This is a genomic window from Anabaena sp. CCY 0017 (assembly GCF_963920885.1).
Taxonomy (GTDB): Bacteria; Cyanobacteriota; Cyanobacteriia; order Cyanobacteriales; family Nostocaceae; genus Nodularia.
The window spans coordinates 51,705-68,016 of sequence record NZ_CAWUDG010000017.1; the positions used below are offsets into that span (position 1 = coordinate 51,705).

16 protein-coding genes are annotated in these 16,312 nt (G+C 40.6%); 11 read left to right on the forward strand and 5 right to left on the reverse strand.

The window, feature by feature from the left end:
- Positions 1-67: 67 nt before the first annotated feature.
- A complete protein-coding gene (locus tag ACM0OW_RS18620) occupies positions 68-313 on the reverse strand; it encodes a hypothetical protein (RefSeq protein WP_414551640.1) in 246 nt (81 codons plus the stop codon).
- A 146-nt stretch (positions 314-459) separates the two neighbouring features.
- Here ACM0OW_RS18620 and ACM0OW_RS18625 point away from each other — a divergent pair, with 146 nt between their 5' ends.
- The 4 genes from ACM0OW_RS18625 to ACM0OW_RS18640 all read left to right on the forward strand — a co-directional run bounded on the left by ACM0OW_RS18625 (position 460) and on the right by ACM0OW_RS18640 (position 5,680).
- Positions 460-1,653: a hypothetical protein gene (locus ACM0OW_RS18625; RefSeq protein ID WP_414551641.1), complete on the forward strand. Its 1,194-nt coding sequence runs from the start codon at positions 460-462 to the stop codon at positions 1,651-1,653.
- Positions 1,650-2,648, forward strand: coding sequence for an AAA family ATPase (locus ACM0OW_RS18630; RefSeq protein WP_414551642.1), 999 nt, complete (start codon positions 1,650-1,652; stop codon positions 2,646-2,648). The genes ACM0OW_RS18625 and ACM0OW_RS18630 overlap by 4 nt, the downstream gene beginning before the upstream one ends.
- Before the next feature lie 184 nt (positions 2,649-2,832).
- Positions 2,833-3,987: a hypothetical protein gene (locus ACM0OW_RS18635; RefSeq protein ID WP_414551643.1), complete on the forward strand. Its 1,155-nt coding sequence runs from the start codon at positions 2,833-2,835 to the stop codon at positions 3,985-3,987.
- A 115-nt stretch (positions 3,988-4,102) separates the two neighbouring features.
- On the forward strand, positions 4,103-5,680 hold the full coding sequence (locus ACM0OW_RS18640; RefSeq protein WP_414551644.1) for a formylglycine-generating enzyme family protein: 1,578 nt from the start codon (positions 4,103-4,105) through the stop codon (positions 5,678-5,680).
- A gap of 362 nt (positions 5,681-6,042) precedes the next feature.
- Here the strand turns inward: ACM0OW_RS18640 and fabG are convergent, their stop codons facing one another.
- Positions 6,043-6,789: a 3-oxoacyl-[acyl-carrier-protein] reductase gene (gene fabG / locus ACM0OW_RS18645; protein ID WP_414551676.1), complete on the reverse strand. Its 747-nt coding sequence runs from the start codon at positions 6,787-6,789 to the stop codon at positions 6,043-6,045.
- Positions 6,790-7,043: 254 nt separating this feature from the next.
- Between fabG and trxA the strand changes: the two genes are divergently transcribed.
- The 3 genes from trxA to ACM0OW_RS18660 all read left to right on the forward strand — a co-directional run bounded on the left by trxA (position 7,044) and on the right by ACM0OW_RS18660 (position 8,760).
- Positions 7,044-7,361, forward strand: a complete 318-nt coding sequence (gene trxA / locus ACM0OW_RS18650; RefSeq protein WP_414551645.1) for a thioredoxin — start codon at positions 7,044-7,046, stop codon at positions 7,359-7,361.
- 121 nt (positions 7,362-7,482) lie between these two features.
- A complete protein-coding gene (locus tag ACM0OW_RS18655) occupies positions 7,483-7,890 on the forward strand; it encodes a hypothetical protein (protein ID WP_414551646.1) in 408 nt (135 codons plus the stop codon).
- Between the two features lie 96 nt (positions 7,891-7,986).
- Positions 7,987-8,760, forward strand: coding sequence for a hypothetical protein (locus ACM0OW_RS18660; RefSeq protein WP_414551647.1), 774 nt, complete (start codon positions 7,987-7,989; stop codon positions 8,758-8,760).
- A gap of 14 nt (positions 8,761-8,774) precedes the next feature.
- Here the strand turns inward: ACM0OW_RS18660 and ACM0OW_RS18665 are convergent, their stop codons facing one another.
- Positions 8,775-9,182, reverse strand: coding sequence for a hypothetical protein (locus tag ACM0OW_RS18665; RefSeq protein WP_414551648.1), 408 nt, complete (start codon positions 9,180-9,182; stop codon positions 8,775-8,777).
- A gap of 409 nt (positions 9,183-9,591) precedes the next feature.
- Between ACM0OW_RS18665 and ACM0OW_RS18670 the strand changes: the two genes are divergently transcribed.
- A complete protein-coding gene (locus ACM0OW_RS18670; RefSeq protein ID WP_414551649.1) occupies positions 9,592-10,281 on the forward strand; it encodes an alpha/beta hydrolase in 690 nt (229 codons plus the stop codon).
- A gap of 163 nt (positions 10,282-10,444) precedes the next feature.
- Here ACM0OW_RS18670 and ACM0OW_RS18675 read toward each other — a convergent pair whose 3' ends face one another.
- Entirely contained in the window at positions 10,445-11,803 is a 1,359-nt protein-coding gene (locus tag ACM0OW_RS18675; RefSeq protein ID WP_414551650.1) for an N-acetylmuramoyl-L-alanine amidase, read from the reverse strand.
- Between the two features lie 127 nt (positions 11,804-11,930).
- Between ACM0OW_RS18675 and dnaG the strand changes: the two genes are divergently transcribed.
- The 3 genes from dnaG (at position 11,931) to ACM0OW_RS18690 (ending at position 16,007) form a co-directional block, all read left to right on the forward strand.
- On the forward strand, positions 11,931-13,844 hold the full coding sequence (gene dnaG / locus ACM0OW_RS18680; protein WP_414551651.1) for a DNA primase: 1,914 nt from the start codon (positions 11,931-11,933) through the stop codon (positions 13,842-13,844).
- Between the two features lie 280 nt (positions 13,845-14,124).
- A complete protein-coding gene (locus ACM0OW_RS18685) occupies positions 14,125-15,408 on the forward strand; it encodes a TIGR00341 family protein (RefSeq protein WP_414551652.1) in 1,284 nt (427 codons plus the stop codon).
- Between the two features lie 20 nt (positions 15,409-15,428).
- Complete coding sequence (locus ACM0OW_RS18690) at positions 15,429-16,007, forward strand: Uma2 family endonuclease (protein WP_414551653.1); 579 nt, start codon at positions 15,429-15,431, stop codon at positions 16,005-16,007.
- Between the two features lies 1 nt (position 16,008).
- On the opposite strand, the gene ACM0OW_RS18695 is transcribed toward ACM0OW_RS18690, so the two are convergent.
- Complete coding sequence (locus tag ACM0OW_RS18695) at positions 16,009-16,236, reverse strand: hypothetical protein (protein ID WP_414551654.1); 228 nt, start codon at positions 16,234-16,236, stop codon at positions 16,009-16,011.
- Positions 16,237-16,312 lie beyond the last annotated feature (76 nt).

Here is a 16,312-nt window from a genome sequence, read left to right on the forward strand (position 1 = left end):
TGTTTTCATGGAGCTTCAGATCCCCGACTTCTTGAAGAAGTCGGGGATCTTTGTCTTCGTAGCTTATTTAGAAATTATCATCATCCTCTTCTTGGCAAATTTTCTTACTCACCTCAAGAATGGCAATAACTGGTTGTCCCAATGACATCGTTGTTCCCTGTGGAAGCATATTGCTAGCTTCCAAACCCACAGTAGCAGAGAGAAGTAACCCCATAAACACCATTGTCACTGGTTGAAGGTGTTGCTGCCAAGTCTTGACAGCATTTTTGGTTTTGCTTTTTTTGTTAGATGTGGGTTTTTTTTCGTTTGCCATGTTGGACTCCCTAGTAGTGGTTGCTTGTTACTACTATGAAGCCAGAATGTTTTTACACTGCGGATCATCAGTGCCGATGATCGGCAATTTTTAAATGAGTTCTACTTATATATTGTCAACGCAGTTATTGCAAGCTTTTCAGCCTCATGTATATAATACACGAAGGATTTGGCAAGATTTGCGGATCATCGGCATTTTTATTTGGAGTTGGCATTTTGGCTGTGTCAGAGTCTGAGAAAAGGAAGAATGGCAAACGTTGTATATTAACTCAAGATGGTATAGACGAACTAAAAAAACATGACCGTCTGAAATCTAAGGAAAAAATCAACAAAACAATATTAGCTGATATAACAAAATTAAGTGCAGAAACAATTAAAAAAATAACTGACCAATTATATAGAAAAGAAGCAGAAGTAGAAGCAGAAGCTGTAAACCTTGGAAGTCTTGAAAGTTTTTTTGAAAAATTAGATATCAAATTGAAGGAAATTTACTATTGTGAGGCTAAATCTTCACCAAAAAAAACCAAAATCGCAGCAAAATCTTTATCAAAAATGAGCGATTATCAACTTCAATGTCAACGACTTAAAACTACTTTTGAGGAATTAAACTACGAAGCACAAAGAGACTCATTTAAAAATGAAATTAAGCAACCTAAACGAGCAGTTTTCTTTTTAATTCATGGTAAAAAGAATTATGGACAAAAATGGTTAGTTCATTTACTCGTATACAAACATCTACCTTTGCCTACACCAAATGTTTTAAAACATATATGGAAAATTGAACGTAAAGACGCACGTAATATTGATAAGATTTGGCGAACATTAGCGGAATTTTTCCAAGCAAAAGATCCAGTACCAAGTAATCTTGTAGATGCACTGTACCAAAAATTGCAAATCAGCGATGTAATTTTAGTTCTCTATATAGAGTATATTGATGATAGTTGCTTAGAGGATTTTATTAATAATTTTTTGAGAGTTGTGGTTGAGCGAGTAAATGCTGAACCAAACAACAAAAATAGATTGGTGTTCTTTTTAGTTGACCTGCAAAAAGATGAAGCTAGGTTAGAATTGCCAACAGAAACCAACCAGAATAATTATTACAGTCCTATTCCATTAGAAAGGATAGAATATTTCCAATCAGATGATATAAAAAATTGGGCTAGTATTCGATGTAACGAGGAAGTAATATCGAAACTATGGAAGGACAATAACCCCGGTTTTAGCCCCCAGGAAATGGTAGAAATAGGAAGCAGCAATAGTACAAATATTTCATTTTTTGAAGACATTTGTAAACGTTGCGATTTAACCTGGCAGGATATTGAAAAAACACTAGCACTATGAACAAACCACTAGAATATAAATATACAGGCAAAAGGCTGGAAAACCAGTTTTTACCAGATTCCAAGGCAAATATCAGAGGAAAAATACAATATCCTTATTTACCGGATGCAAATTTAGTAAAAGCTGTTAACCTCGCTCTTTATCTCGAACGTCCTTTACTTTTGCAAGGGGAACCGGGTTGTGGTAAAACACTTTTAGCTCGTGCTATTGCTAGAGAATTTAAAGAACATTTTAACATCGAAAAATATCCTTATTTTCCTTGGTATATTAAATCTACTACACAGGCTAAAGAAGGTTTATATATTTATGATGCTATTGGACGTTTACGTGATGCTCAATTAGTAGCCACGGCTTCTAATCAAGAAGAAAAAGCAAAACTATTAGAGCGGTGTGAAGACTCTGAAGCTTATATTACATGGGGTGCTTTGGGTAATGCTTTTCGAGAAGAAACATATCGTCCTATTATCTTAATAGATGAAATCGATAAAGCTGATATCGATTTTCCTAATGATTTGTTGCGTGAACTCGATGAAGGGACATTCACAATTACAGAAACACAAGCGGAAATTACAGCTAAACAACCGCCAATTGTGATTATTACTAGCAATAGTGAAAAAGAATTACCTGATGCTTTTTTGCGGAGGTGCATCTTTTATTATTTAGATTTTCCTGAAAAAGAAAGATTAATTGAGATTGTTCATGCTCATTTTGCTGATTCTGTGGATATGGAATTAGTCACAGCCGCCGCAGTTGAGAAATTTCTGGAATTGCGCGAGACAGGAGCGAGTAGAAGAGATGGTAAAAAAGTTAGTACCAGTGAATTACTCGATTTTATAAAATTGTTGAAGCATTACGCTACACTGGAAATCAAAGCAGGTTCAGCAGTAGAAATTACAAAAAAGGTTTTGGCTATTATTCAAAACTTGGGCGCTCATCTTCCTTTGTTGGGAACATTGCTGAAAACTAAAGATGACCAAGATTATTATAACAAGTAATCAAAGTGATATTGTGTCCACTTAATAATTTATGATAAGTAAGTCGGCGTGAAAAGTTCAATGTATGTCATTGCGAATGGAACGTTCGCGTAGCGTGGCTTTAGCCATAGTGGAATGAAGCAATCTCAAGGGTTTTAAGCTATTTTACATTATGTGATTGCATTAGCGTAGCTTCTCGTAGAGAGTGGAACGCACGAACCGCAATGACTCTGGGATTACTTCACTCCGCTATCGCTATGTTCGTAATGACAAGTATGTAACCAGATATGATATGACTCAGCAAACTCCCCCTTTATTTAATTTATTTATGGTCATGCGAGAGGAAGCTGGTTTACCTCTGACTATTGACCAATATGATTTGCTATTGACGGCTTTGAAAGGAGGATTTGGTGTTGCTAGTCGTGAAGATTTAAAACAAATTTGTCGGTTGTTGTGGGTGAAATCAAAGTCTTTACTCCAAGAAAAACAATTTGAGCAATGTTTTGATGGATATTTTCAAAAATATGATAGGGAAAGCAAAGTTGTAAAAGAAAAACCAGCCCCTACTTCAAAGGATAATGTAAAAAGAGAAGAACCAACGGATACTGTTGAACCAGAAAAAACCGAACCGCCAAACACGCCAGACACAACCGTTAAACCTCCTCCTCAAGTTCCCATTGCTCTAAAAGGAAAGCTGCTTCCTAAAAATCAAAATAATCTTTATAAATTAATTCCAAATGACTTTCCAGTAACGAAACGGCAAATTCAGCAAGGTTGGCGTTATTTTCGTCGTCCTCTGCGGGAGGGTGCGTTAACTGAAATAGATATAGCAGCGACTATTCAAAAAGTTTGCCAAGAGGGGATTTTTCTGGAACCAGTCATGATTCCCCAAAGGATTAATCGAGCAGAAATACTTTTATTGATTGATGTTTCTAATTCGATGATTCCTTTTAATTTGCTGTCTCAGAGGTTGCTTGATAATTTACAAGGTGGGCGTTTGGGTAAAGCTGAAGTTTATTACTTTCTTAACTGTCCGGGAAATCATTTATATTTACATCCCCAGAGTTCGCAAGTAAAGTCTATTGAGGATTTATTACCGAAATTGCATAGTAAGCGGACTGTGGTGTTAATTGTTAGTGATGGGGGGGCGGCTCGTGGAGGCGTAAGTCCTAGTAGAATTGAATTTACGGAGGAGTTTATTCAAAAGTTTGCCCGTTGTGTACGTCATATTGCTTGGCTTAATCCTATACCGGAGGAACGTTGGGAATATACTACTGCTGAGGATATTCTGCAATTTGTGCAGATGTTTGAACTCAATTCTTCTGGTTTTAAGGCTGCTATCCGTTCAGGTAAAGGTTAAAATAATTATCAGGTAATCGTGAACGCAAAAAAGAAAAAGATCCCCGACTTCTTTGAGAAGTCGGGGATCTGAACCTCGCCAGAGTATTCAAAAAGTTTTTATATTTATCAGGATTATGATTGAGTCTGAAAATCTGTACGAATTTAAAGATAAGCGGCTGGAATATTTTGCAAATCGCTTTGGTGAGACGCATTTAGATTTGGCTTGTTATGGGGCTTTTCCTTTAGCGCTGACACCAGAACTTTTATATTGTTTACGCGAAAACTTTGCACCTGATGCTCCTTTTATCGCTGTTGCTGATATTTTACTGTTTCTCTGTGAAACTGTAGGTTATCAACTTTATGAACTAGAAGGTGAGGTACGCAATGAGTTACTTGTTTATTTAAAAAGCCGTCTATCTGACGAAAAATTATATGAAGAAAAATTACATAAATTGTCTGATTTTATGGTGGCTTATATTCGCCAACAATTAAAGTCTAATGATTATGCTGATGAAGATTTGGGCGCAACTCCACATTGGACTGCTTTGGCTTACATTAAACCTGAAGAAGCGGTTGAGGAGATTGCTAAGGAGTTGCAAAAAGCATTAAAGCAACAGCCTGGAAATTTGCTCAAGTTTTCTTCGATTATAGAGGGCTATGCTGATACTACTCCACTAACTGATCCACTGTTAGAGTTAGGTTTTGAACCTTTGTTAACTTTATCTCGTGGTTGGGATGCGAAAGCACGTGGTGATGAGGAAACAGCAGAGGAAGAGTTTGCTAACTTGCGTCACAAATATGGTAATCAGTTGGAGATTCAAGGGGTAAAGTTTGATATTCCTTCAGATGTAAATGGTGATAGATTAGAGGACTTTACCTTTGATGTGGTGACTGTGAATGCTGAAGGTGAGGAAATTAAACGGGAACTGGGTAAAGCTCAATATTTTGTGGAAAAGCTGCGGGATGGTGTGGCTCTGGATATGGTGGCTATCCCTGGGGGTACATTTACTATGGGCGCTCCTGAAGGTGAGGCGGAAAGTAGGGATAATGAACGCCCTCAACATCCGGTGACGGTTCCGGCTTTCTTTATGGGGAAATACCCTGTAACTCAGGCGCAATGGCGAGTTGTGGCTAAATTTAAACAAGTTGAACGCCCACTTGAGGCAGACCCATCGCTCTTTAAAGGAGATGATTTGCCGGTAGAAAATATTTCTTGGGATGAAGCGGTGGAGTTTTGTGCTAGACTAAGTAAAGTCACAGGCAAAACCTATCGTCTTCCTAGTGAAGCTGAGTGGGAGTATGCTTGCCGAGCAGGTACGACAACACCGTTCCACTTTGGTGAGACAATTACACCAGAGTTAGGGAATTTTGACGGCAACTACACTTATGCTTCTGCACCAAAGGGAGAATACCGTGAAAAAACAACACCAGTGGGGAGCTTTAAATTAGCTAACGCTTTTGGTTTGTATGATATGCACGGTAATGTTTATGAATGGTGCGCTGATTTATGGCACGACAACTATAATGGCGCTCCTAATGATGGTGGCGCTTGGTTGAGTAAAAATGATAATGATAATCGACGGTTGCTGCGCGGCGGTTATTGGCTTTACTATCCGAGGTATTGTCGCTCGGCGTTTCGTAATAGGTACGAGCCGGACAGCAGAGACGACGCTATCGGTTTTCGGGTTGTTGTTTCGGCTGCGAGGACTTAATTCTTTACACTTTTGTCCTCTAACACTCTAAACTTTTTCTTTTTCCCTAACCCTCCGCCGAAGGCGGTCGATATTTTTTTTTGAATATAGTCCGACAACTATATTCTATTATCCATAAATAGGTAAGTCTTGTCAAGTGATCTAATTCAGTGAATAATGTGGGTTGTGAGATAGAGATTTTTGAGAGAATGCCAGATTTACCAATTATTCAAAAGACTTACCTCTATAAAATATGGAACCTCACCCCCAACCCCTCTCCTTAGTAAGGAGAGGGGAGTTTTTTGAGGTAATACTTCTATTTGATTTGCAACCGTGAGAGGCTCAGATCCCCGACTTCTTGAAGAAGTCGGGGATCTTTTTGTTCAAGCCATGACCATACCGCCGTCAACGTTAAAGACTTGTCCGGTGATATAGGCAGCAGCAGGATCGGCGGCGAGGAAGCGCACCATGCCGGCTATTTCTTCTGGTTGACCGTAGCGACCGAGGGGGATATATTTTAAAATATCTTCGGTGTTGCTGAGGTTGCTGGTCATGTCTGTGGCGATGAAACCAGGGGCGACGGCGTTAACTGTGATTCCACGAGAGGCTAATTCTTTGGCGACGGTTTTAGTAAAACCAATGACTCCGGCTTTGGCGGCGCTGTAGTTGGCTTGACCTGGATTTCCCATTTGTCCGGCGACGGAGGCAATATTGATAATTCTTCCAGAACGCTGTTTGAGCATGATTTTACTGGCAGCGCGTGTGCATAAGAATACACCAGTTAAATTCAGGTCTATCACGGCTTGCCAATCTTCTGGTTTCATGCGTAATAGTAGGGTGTCACGGGTAATTCCGGCGTTATTGACAATGATATCAATGCGCTTGAATTTGTCCATGACGGTGCTAATTAGTGTATCTACTTGCTCGGCTTGGGATACGTCTGCTTGGAGTGCGATCACTTGTCCCCCTTCTGCACTAATCTCTGCCACTACATTGTCAGCAGCACCGCTAGAACTGGCATAATTAACTATTATAGTCGCTCCCTGTTTGGCTAATTCTAAAGCGATCGCTCGTCCAATTCCTCGTGAAGCACCTGTAACAATAGCGACTTGCCCCTGTAAAAGTTCCATCATTTATTCCTGTTGCTTTTTAAATAACCGCGCTAATTATCTTATGGTGATTTGTGCCTATAGTTAAAGGATTTTACTATTACTTGAAGTAAATAGACCACGCGGTAGGGGCGCAAGGCCTTGCGCCCCTACTTTCCTATACCTTGGGAAATAGTGGGAAATTGAGCAACAATAAAAACAAAATTATGTTACGGCGATTCTTTGAGGGACACATTACCATTAAAAGCAATCAATAAAAATTTGGTGTGTGTCACATGGCTACAAAAAAACAATTCAACAGTTTTGAAGAGATGTTAGCTGGTTCTGATGTACCAGTATTGGTAGATTTTTATGCTGATTGGTGTGGTCCTTGTCAGATGATGGTGCCAATTTTAGAACAAGTTAACGCCCAATTACAAAATAGTTTGCGGATTGTCAAAATTGACACGGAGAAGTATGGGGCGTTAGCCAGTCAGTACGAAATTAATGCTTTACCTACATTGGTTTTATTTAAGCAGGGTCAGCCAGTGGAAAAAATTGAAGGTGTGATGCAAGCAGAACAATTGGTGCAACATCTGAAAAATTTCATTTAAGCAGATATAGGGGCGGGTTTACAGAGATTATTGATTATTAACGGGGATATTGTTAAACCTGCCCCTACTGGTAGAACTCACTTTGCTGTATAATATCGCTGGCGGAAGTATATCAAAAAACATGGTGCGGCTTTTTGTAACGGTGATTTTGCTGGCGTTATTGACTGCTTGTGGAAGTATTGGACTGCTACCAACTACCCAGTTAGTCCAAAAAGCGATCGCACTCCAGGTTGAACAAACTCAGCAGCAACTCAACCAAAAACTGGATCTGGATTTCCAAGGCTTTGAAATCAAACGCTTAAAAATTCAGCAGGAACAACCCCTGACGATTCAAAGTTTACCAGCCTTCCGGGTGCGGGGAACCTACGATTTAATTTTGAATCTCCCTAAAAGACAGTTGAAACAACTGCAACAACCTTTTGAAGTTTACCTACAAATTCAGCAAGAAGGTAAAAGTTGGCGTTTGCTACTTCCGGCAAAGGATAACCCAGACTCTCCCAAATCATGGCGTAGCTATTTAATTCTCTAAGGTGATGTGCAACTCAAAAAACTATCATAAGCTTTCCGTATAAACTTATAGGCATAGCCATGATCGAGGTGATAGTTTCACCAGGGATTAGGCAAAATGGATTTCAGATTTTTGATCAATTCTATCTTGGCAATTGTCCTAGCAGTGCTGCTGGGTTTTGGCGGACTGCAATGGTTTCAAATACCTGCGGGTAGTTTCCTTGATTGGGTAATTGGTGGTGCAAGTTTTTGGTGGTTATTAGTGATTGTGACTGTACCTTGGAGTGTACATTTTCAAGCTAAGGAAGTTTTAGCAGAAGCAGCACAATCTACGGAAAAAGACATTCCCGTAGATGAACAAAAAGTTAATTATGTCAAGGTTTTAGCCAAGCGATCGCTCTGGGTAGCCATTGGTTTACACTTAATTTCAACCGTGGGGCTTTATACTCTTGCAGCAACTGGTGTTAGCGCTGTGGGATATATCAGTTCTGGTGCGGCTTTATTATTAACCGTCCTGCGTCCAGCTATCCGCGCCTACGAATATTTATATGCACGGTTGAGGATGATTCGCCAAGAATTTCAATATCCTCGTGAGGATGTGATGGAACTCCGCAGTCGTTTCTATCAACTAGACGAGACAGTTAAACGCTTAGAAAAACAACTCAACCCACAATTAGATAACTCTTTACCCGCAAATCAAAAACGCTTTATTGAGCAAACGCGCACAGATTTGGCCAATATAACTGCAAGTTTAGCAGAATTACGCGCCACAAATCAAGTCGAACATGAACGTTTGGCCAGAGAAGCCAGAAGTGCGATCGCTCAACTTTCCACTGATGGACAATTTCTCGATCATGTCCGGGAAATTATCCGTTTTTTCAAAACAGCATGATCTTCTGTAAAATCTTAGTCGCTAGATTGTCCCAAGCGTTCAGGATTTTCTACACCCCTCAACCGATTCCAAAGCTGATATCCTACCTCAGTTTTCGGCACATACCAGTTATTCGTCCCAGCTTCCATTCCACCCGTTGCAGTAAACTCTTGGCGTTCTGGGTCATTTAAATCAATGTATGTCGCACCTTCTTCTAAACGACTTCCGGGGGGTAGCAGGGTAATTTGCTTGAGTTCATCGTCTGTATAGTCTGTCAGTTGATTATGTAGTTCTTTGACATCAGAAGCATTCAGACCAGCTTTTTCGGGATGTGTCCCCTCAAGTCCATAATTTCTACCAGCCATCGGTTGCGGATTTAGGTCTTCTTGCCATTCATCTGCTTTGCTATCTGACGGTTTTCCTTGTTTTTGAGTTTGTGCCATGATTAAACCTCTTTTATCAGGCGTAGGTTGGGTTAAGGCTTTGCGAAACCCAACAAAACCAGGGCTTCTTGCTGTTGGGTTGCACTTCGTTTAACCCAACCTACGAATACTTTATTTTTCAGAGTAATAAAATAGCGTTAATTACTCTTTCTGCTTATTAACAGTAGGCCTGACTTAAATTGAAATGCCGACTGTCAGGAGAAATAGTTGGAAAATGATTTTTTAACCACAGAGGCGCAGTGAGTCCAGTGCTGCGGGAGGGTTTCCCTCCGCAGGCAACTGGCGAACCCGGAGGGAGGACACAGAGTTAGGAGGTTTCAGAGGAATTTTTAATTACTTTGGATAGAGGCTACTCCTGAGAGATACAGGGAAACTGGACTTAATGTGAGTTCGATTGTGGAGTTTGCTTGTGCAGCCTATCTATGATGAATCATTCGAGATGAGACTCCAGGATGTTGTAGTCGAACCACAGGAAGAAACATATTATCCTGTCAAACTGGTGACACGTCGGGGTTCAACTTATGGCCGCTATTATCCGGTAGAAAATGCTGAAAAAGCGGTGATTTGGGTAGGAGGTGCTGGTGGTGGTTGGGATACACCTGCGCGTGGACTTTATCCCCGATTATGTGAGGATTTGAGAAGTGAGGCGATCGCTTCTTTAAGAATACGCTATCGTTACCCAACCCACTTCGCAGATTCTGTTCTAGATGTGCTTACAGGGCTAACTTATTTACGAGATGAGGGTATAAAATACTTAGCCCTAGTGGGACACTCATTCGGTGGTGCGGTAGTCATCCAAGCTGCTACACAATCTCCTCATGTTTACACAGTTGTAGCACTGGCTACTCAAACTGGTGGTGCAAATGCTGTAGCAGAATTAGCCACACGCTGCTCATTATTGCTATTGCATGGCATGGTTGACCAAGTATTACCCCCCAGTTGTTCACAACAAGTTTATCAGCAAGCATTACAACCCAAGCACATAATTCTGTATCCTGATGCCAATCATGGACTAGACGAAGTAGCCGACGAAGTTTACCACGTAGTCCGAGACTGGATTATTCAACATTTAAACAGATCCTCCGTCACATTAATCTAACCCATTAAAAACTACGTTAGCGAAACTCCTCCGTTAGCGAAGCTCTCCCAAAGGGAGAATTACGAACTACGAATTACGAATTACGTTAGCGAAGCTCCTCCGAAGGAGGCATTACGAACTACGAATTACGTTAGCGAAGCTCCTCCGAAGGAGGCATTACGAACTACAAAAGTCTTGCCGACTCATACAATCTCTTCATCAGTGCTAAAATTTTAGTACCATAATCTAAATCTACTGACCAGCGCCCAGAAAGCTGATAAATTGATGGCGCAATTCCACGGGTAATAAAGCGAAATCGTGGATCTACAATTTCATTCACCAAAGGTTCTAAACTAGCGTAAGCTTTTAAATGTTGAATATGCGCTCTCACACCAATTCTGGCACTAGAAAAAGATGCAACTTCTGCACCACCACCAATAGAACCTAAACCAGCAAAGTTATTTTGCTCAGGTTTAACATCGCTGCCAAAACGTAAAAATCCAGTTTCTAAACACATTTGACAGAAAGCAATATCATAGTTAACACCCTCGGTATTACCTTCTTCTCGATACAATTTAGGTATATCAGGAAAAATTACTAAAGCATTTTCATTATTGTTTCTCAGAAATAATTGCAACTCTATTTCTGAAGTATTCCCTCGTGATATAATCCGGTCAAGTTGATCAGCACAAACTAATAAATTTGAGCGCAAGCTAACTGTACGATTTGCGCCATCCCAACCGATAGCCACATTAAAATCTCTCAAATCGACTGCTTTGATATAAACAATTCTACGATAACTAATTCTGTTAATATTGGGTAATTTTGATAAATCAATTCGTAGCCGATCTACTAAATCAATAGGAATATAGGAATTACCATTAACTAATATTCCTTGCTCGGCGTATTTCTGCCCATTAATATCAATATTAATTGGTGGATAATTTGGTTCAACAGGAGTTACAGGTGCAGAAATAGGGTCAATTAATCGACTCCAAGATGCTAGACCATCGGCAATTCCCAAAGCAAAATCACGACGACGATTTTGCAACAAAGCCCGATCTTCGGGACTACTCAAAAAGCCTACTTGCATTAACAAAGAAGGAATGGTGATTTGGCGACAAAATGCCAAACTCCCCAAACCGCTATCAGTATCTGGCTTAACTCCCCGATTTGGTAACTGAGTCACACGGCGCAAAAGCCCCATTAAGACCAATTCGCCATTAGTTTTACGTTCCTGGTTGTTGGCGATGTAGTAGACACCCGCACCCCGCACAGAGGGACTGCTAGCAGTATCTGCATGAATTTCTAGAGCGACATCCACCCGACGACCACGGGAATTAATCCAAGCAATAGTTTGGGCGGCGCTGAGGTCATCGGGAACTGCTAAAACATCAAAACTTCTCGCCCGCAATTCTGTTACAATCAAATCCCGCAGCAAAATCATTTCTCTAGCTTCGCTTGTACCACCTGCTATGGAGCCTGGATCGATGCCTCTTGCTTCTCTGCCTCCATGAGCTGCCGAAATAAAAATACGTCCCATCCTCGGTGTTTCCTCGAAAAGTTAAGCTGAAGCAATTTTATACACGATTGTTGACTTAGCAACAACAATATAATATCTATCAGTTGGTTAACTCACAGCAGTTATCACTACCAAGCAATGGACTAAAATGCAAATTCCCCGCTTGCACCCAGACACAATTGAGGAAATTAAACAACGTGCTGATATTGTTGATGTCGTTTCAGACCACGTAGTTTTACGCAAGCGTGGTAAGGATTTTGTGGGTTTGTGTCCTTTCCATGATGAAAAAACTCCCAGTTTCACAGTCAGTCAAACCAAGCAAATGTACTTTTGCTTTGGCTGTCAAGCCGGGGGAAATGCCATTAAATTTTTAATGGATGTGGGAAAACACTCTTTTGCAGAGGTGGTATTAGATTTAGCCCGACGTTACCAAGTACCTGTGCAAACCCTCGCACCAGAACAACGCCAAGAATTACAGCGTCAAATTTCTCTGCGCGAACAGTTATATGAGGTTCTGGCTTCTACTGGACAGTTTTATCAACACGCCCTCAGACAAAGCCAAGGACAAAAAGCATATCAGTATTTGCAATCTGAACGCCAACTGAAGGAGGAAACTATTCAGCAGTTTGGCTTAGGTTATGCACCCGCAGGTTGGGAAACTCTGCATCGCTATTTGGTGGAGGATAAACATTACCCAGTGCAACTGGTGGAAAAAGCCGGGTTAATTAAGCCCAGGAAGGAGGGAAGTGGGTATTATGATGTTTTTCGCGATCGCCTAATGATTCCCATCCGTGATATTCAAGGGCGGGTAATTGCTTTTGGTGGGAGAACCCTATCTGAAGAACAACCAAAGTATTTAAATTCACCAGAAACCGAACTTTTTAGTAAGGGAAAAACTTTATTCGCCTTAGATCACGCCAAAGACGGGATTTCTCAACTGGATCAAGCGGTGGTGGTAGAAGGATATTTTGATGCGATCGCCCTCCATGCTGCGGGTATTACTAACGCTGTGGCTTCTCTAGGTACAGCTTTAAGCATTGAACAAGTCCGGTTAATCTTACGCTACACCGAATCGAAACAATTAGTCCTCAACTTTGATGCTGACAAAGCCGGGAATATCGCCGCAGAAAGAGCGATTGGAGAAATTGCCGCATTAGCATATAAAGGTGAAGTGCAACTGAAAATTCTCAACATCCCCGATGGCAAAGATGCTGATGAATACTTATATACTCATACACCACAAGACTATGAGCAACTGTTAGCAAACGCCCCACTTTGGCTAAACTGGCAAATTGAGCAAATTATTCAAAACCGGGACTTAAAACAAGCTACCGACTTTCAGCAAGTTAGCCAACAGCTTGTAAAATTACTACAAAATATAGATAACAGCGATACCCGAAATTATTACGTTTCTTACTGTGCTGAAATCCTCAGCTTGGGTGATACGAGATTGATACCCCTAAGAGTAGAAAATTTGTTAACTCAAATTGCACCAACTACGCCGACCAAAAAACCTCTATCTGGGAAGAAAAAATATGGTCGGGGAAAACTTAGTCAATCAGTAGTTGCAAGCGATAAAAGTCTTTTAGAATTAGCAGAAGCTTTACTATTACGAATTTATCTGCACTGTCCCGAACAACGCCAAGCTATTGTTAACACCTTAGAAGAACGCAATTTAGAATTTAGCTTTTCCCACCATCGATTATTGTGGCAGAAAATTTTAGAATCCACAGGAGAAGAGGTAGAAATTATATCCAATTTGCAAGATAGATATTTAGAAATATCAGCAGAAATCGCCTCAATTTCCCATTTATTTCACCTCAACGAGAAAAGTCAGAAAGAAATACTGCGGACACCCCAAGCCGTTCAAGCTGCTGTTGCTTGTATGGAGAGAGTATTAATAGAAAAGCGCTATCGCTACTTTTTAGAACTTTGGGAACAAACCGATCCCGAAGCCGAACCAGAAAAATGGCAATCATATTATCAGTCTTTCTACAACGAAAAAATGCGCCTGCAAGAATTAGACCGCCAGCGCCAATTTTCCATTACAGATTTAATTTAATATTTTTACCCAATCATTATGAGTACTAATATAGCGTTTCCTAGTACAGCACGGCGTAAATAAACAGACCATTCAAAATCCATGAAAAGTCCATATTATAAGCTTTTTGACTTTTGACTTTTGACTTTTGACTTCCGCCGAACTGTACTAGTTTTCTACGGGATATGGAAAAATCAGAACCGAAAAAATCCGAGGATGAGATATATTTTTCCAAAAATATTTCTTTAGGTAGTAGAGCGATCGCCTGAAAACACAAGATAGTGAGCTATAGGAGGTAAAAATGCGTCAACTCATTATCCAAGTGCCACGCGGAAACGGAAAAGCAGTGATTGATATCGCCAAATCTCATAACGGTTCAAACCTTGCACGTTTTGAAGGGAATGCAGACGAACCGATTGATGTGGTAATTATTCACGTTTCTAATCGAGAAGTTGGGAAAGTCCTAGAGGAATTGCAAGACTTGCCCAAAGTACAGATCACTGTCATACCAACTGGTGTGATGGCTTTGCAACCACCTGTATCGGAAACGCCGCAGCAGGTGATAGATGTGGAAGAACGCAGTCCAATTGAGATTTTTCTCTCTGGTTTGCAAAGTGTTGGCTCATGGCGAGGCTTTCTTGGTTATGCAGTCCTCGCAGGTTTTGTGGTCTGGATTGGCTTGTATACTAATACAACTTACTTACTAGTGGCGGCGATGCTGATTGCACCGTTTGCAGGCCCAGCAATGAATACAGCCATTGGTACTGCATGGGGCGATCGCAAACTCTTAGGAAGAAGTATTCTACGCTATTTTGCAGCTTTAGCTGTCACCATAATTACTACTTACTTACTTAGCCTCATCCTACGGCAAGAAATTCCGACGAGTTTAATGGTAGAAAACAGTCAAATTTCAGCAGTAGCAGTAATTTTACCACTAGCAGGTGGAGCAGCAGGGGCGCTTAACTTGGTTCAGTCAGAACGGAGTAGTTTAGTATCTGGGGCAGCAACAGGAATGCTAGTTGCCGCTTCTTTAGCTCCACCTGCGGGAATTATCGGTATGGCTAGTGCAGTAGGCAGATGGGATATGGTAATTTCTGGGCTGTTCTTACTGCTTTTACAACTATGTGGCATTAATTTTTCAGCAGCCCTCTTGTTTCGAGTGTTCGGGTTGTCTCCCCAAGGAACTCGCTATCAGCGTGGTAAAAAACGGGTATTCTTTTCTGCCTTGGTGATCACTGTCATGGCCTTGGGCGGTTTGCTAAGTTGGCAATTTATTAATTCTCCCAATCTCCAACGCTCTAGCCTAGCCCAACGTGCTAACGCTGAAGTCCAAAAAACTGTAGAAGAATTTGGGTTAGCGGAATTAGTCGAGTCGAATGTACGCTTTACCAGAGCTAATATTGCTGGTCAGGATACTCTACTTTGTGTTATTTATGTGCAGCGTCAACCGCAAATTACAGCATCTAGTGAAGAAATTCGCGATCGCCTCACCCAATCCATTCAAACTCAATTATTAAAACAAAATTTTAACGCTACACCTTTAGTTAATGTAAACGTGCTAGAAACTCCTTTAAGATCACAATAATCCTGTATGCCTTAGCTGTTATGAGCCTAACTACTGCTAAACGCTTCACCATCGATGAATATCACCGTCTGGCAGAACTCGGCTTCTTCGCAGAGGATGAGCGAGTTGAGCTAATTCAAGGAGAAATAATCCAGATGGTTGCTAAAGGTACACCACACTCTGTTTGTGAAACACTTTTATTTAGGGAGTTAATCAAGCTTGTAGCAGACAGCGCTTTAGTACGAGGTCAACAGCCAATTATCATCTCCGAACACAGTGAACCTGAACCAGATTTAGCCATTGTGCGTAACATTGATGATAATTATCTTTCTGCTCATCCTCAGCCATCTGATGTATTGCTGGTAATTGAGGTTGCTGATTCCTCTTTAAAATATGATCAAGAGATAAAATTACCGCTTTATGCAAAAGCGGGTATTAGTAATTATTGGATATTTAATTTAGTAGATAATGATCTAGAGTGGTATAGTGAACCTTATCAAGATTTACAAGACAAATTTGGCTATCGCCGCAAGTTAATTTTCTTGCCTAATGAGACAGTAAATCTGTCCGTTTTCCCTGATTTAGTTTTAGATTTATCTCAGGTATTTCCTAAAAGATAGGTCAGGAGTTAAGAGGCGATAAATCTTCTATTTCAGGCAGTAAATGTGAAACTCCAAATAGTTTTCCTAAAGAAGATGTTTTCATAAAAGCTTGCCTTTCTGCGTGATTCATAGCAAATTTTGAACCTGCTTTGATTTCACTGCTAATCAAATACTTTTGGTACTCCCCATTCCCTTGATTATCACTGATAGAAAAATGCTGCTGTTTTTCGTGAGAGTCGGAAACCATATAAAGTCAATCTCTAAATTTAGATATCTCCTGCAAAGTAGAGACGTTGTATACAACGTCTCTACAAGGATTGTGG

Bases quoted from the DNA above. Each gene is read 5' to 3' on its own strand.
- ACM0OW_RS18665 (WP_414551648.1), bottom strand. From the start codon at position 9,182: ATGGCACAAACTCAAAAACAAGGAAAACCGTCAGATAGCAAAGCAGAT.
- ACM0OW_RS18690 (WP_414551653.1), top strand. From the start codon at position 15,429: ATGAGCCTAACTACTGCTAAACGCTTCACCATCGATGAATATCACCGT.
- ACM0OW_RS18625 (WP_414551641.1), top strand. From the start codon at position 460: ATGTATATAATACACGAAGGATTTGGCAAGATTTGCGGATCATCGGCA.
- ACM0OW_RS18695 (WP_414551654.1), bottom strand. From the start codon at position 16,236: ATGGTTTCCGACTCTCACGAAAAACAGCAGCATTTTTCTATCAGTGAT.
- ACM0OW_RS18675 (WP_414551650.1), bottom strand. From the start codon at position 11,803: ATGGGACGTATTTTTATTTCGGCAGCTCATGGAGGCAGAGAAGCAAGA.
- ACM0OW_RS18620 (WP_414551640.1), bottom strand. From the start codon at position 313: ATGGCAAACGAAAAAAAACCCACATCTAACAAAAAAAGCAAAACCAAA.
- trxA (WP_414551645.1), top strand. From the start codon at position 7,044: ATGGCTACAAAAAAACAATTCAACAGTTTTGAAGAGATGTTAGCTGGT.
- ACM0OW_RS18685 (WP_414551652.1), top strand. From the start codon at position 14,125: ATGCGTCAACTCATTATCCAAGTGCCACGCGGAAACGGAAAAGCAGTG.
- fabG (WP_414551676.1), bottom strand. From the start codon at position 6,789: ATGGAACTTTTACAGGGGCAAGTCGCTATTGTTACAGGTGCTTCACGA.
- dnaG (WP_414551651.1), top strand. From the start codon at position 11,931: ATGCAAATTCCCCGCTTGCACCCAGACACAATTGAGGAAATTAAACAA.
- ACM0OW_RS18660 (WP_414551647.1), top strand. From the start codon at position 7,987: ATGGATTTCAGATTTTTGATCAATTCTATCTTGGCAATTGTCCTAGCA.
- ACM0OW_RS18630 (WP_414551642.1), top strand. From the start codon at position 1,650: ATGAACAAACCACTAGAATATAAATATACAGGCAAAAGGCTGGAAAAC.
- ACM0OW_RS18640 (WP_414551644.1), top strand. From the start codon at position 4,103: ATGATTGAGTCTGAAAATCTGTACGAATTTAAAGATAAGCGGCTGGAA.
- ACM0OW_RS18655 (WP_414551646.1), top strand. From the start codon at position 7,483: ATGGTGCGGCTTTTTGTAACGGTGATTTTGCTGGCGTTATTGACTGCT.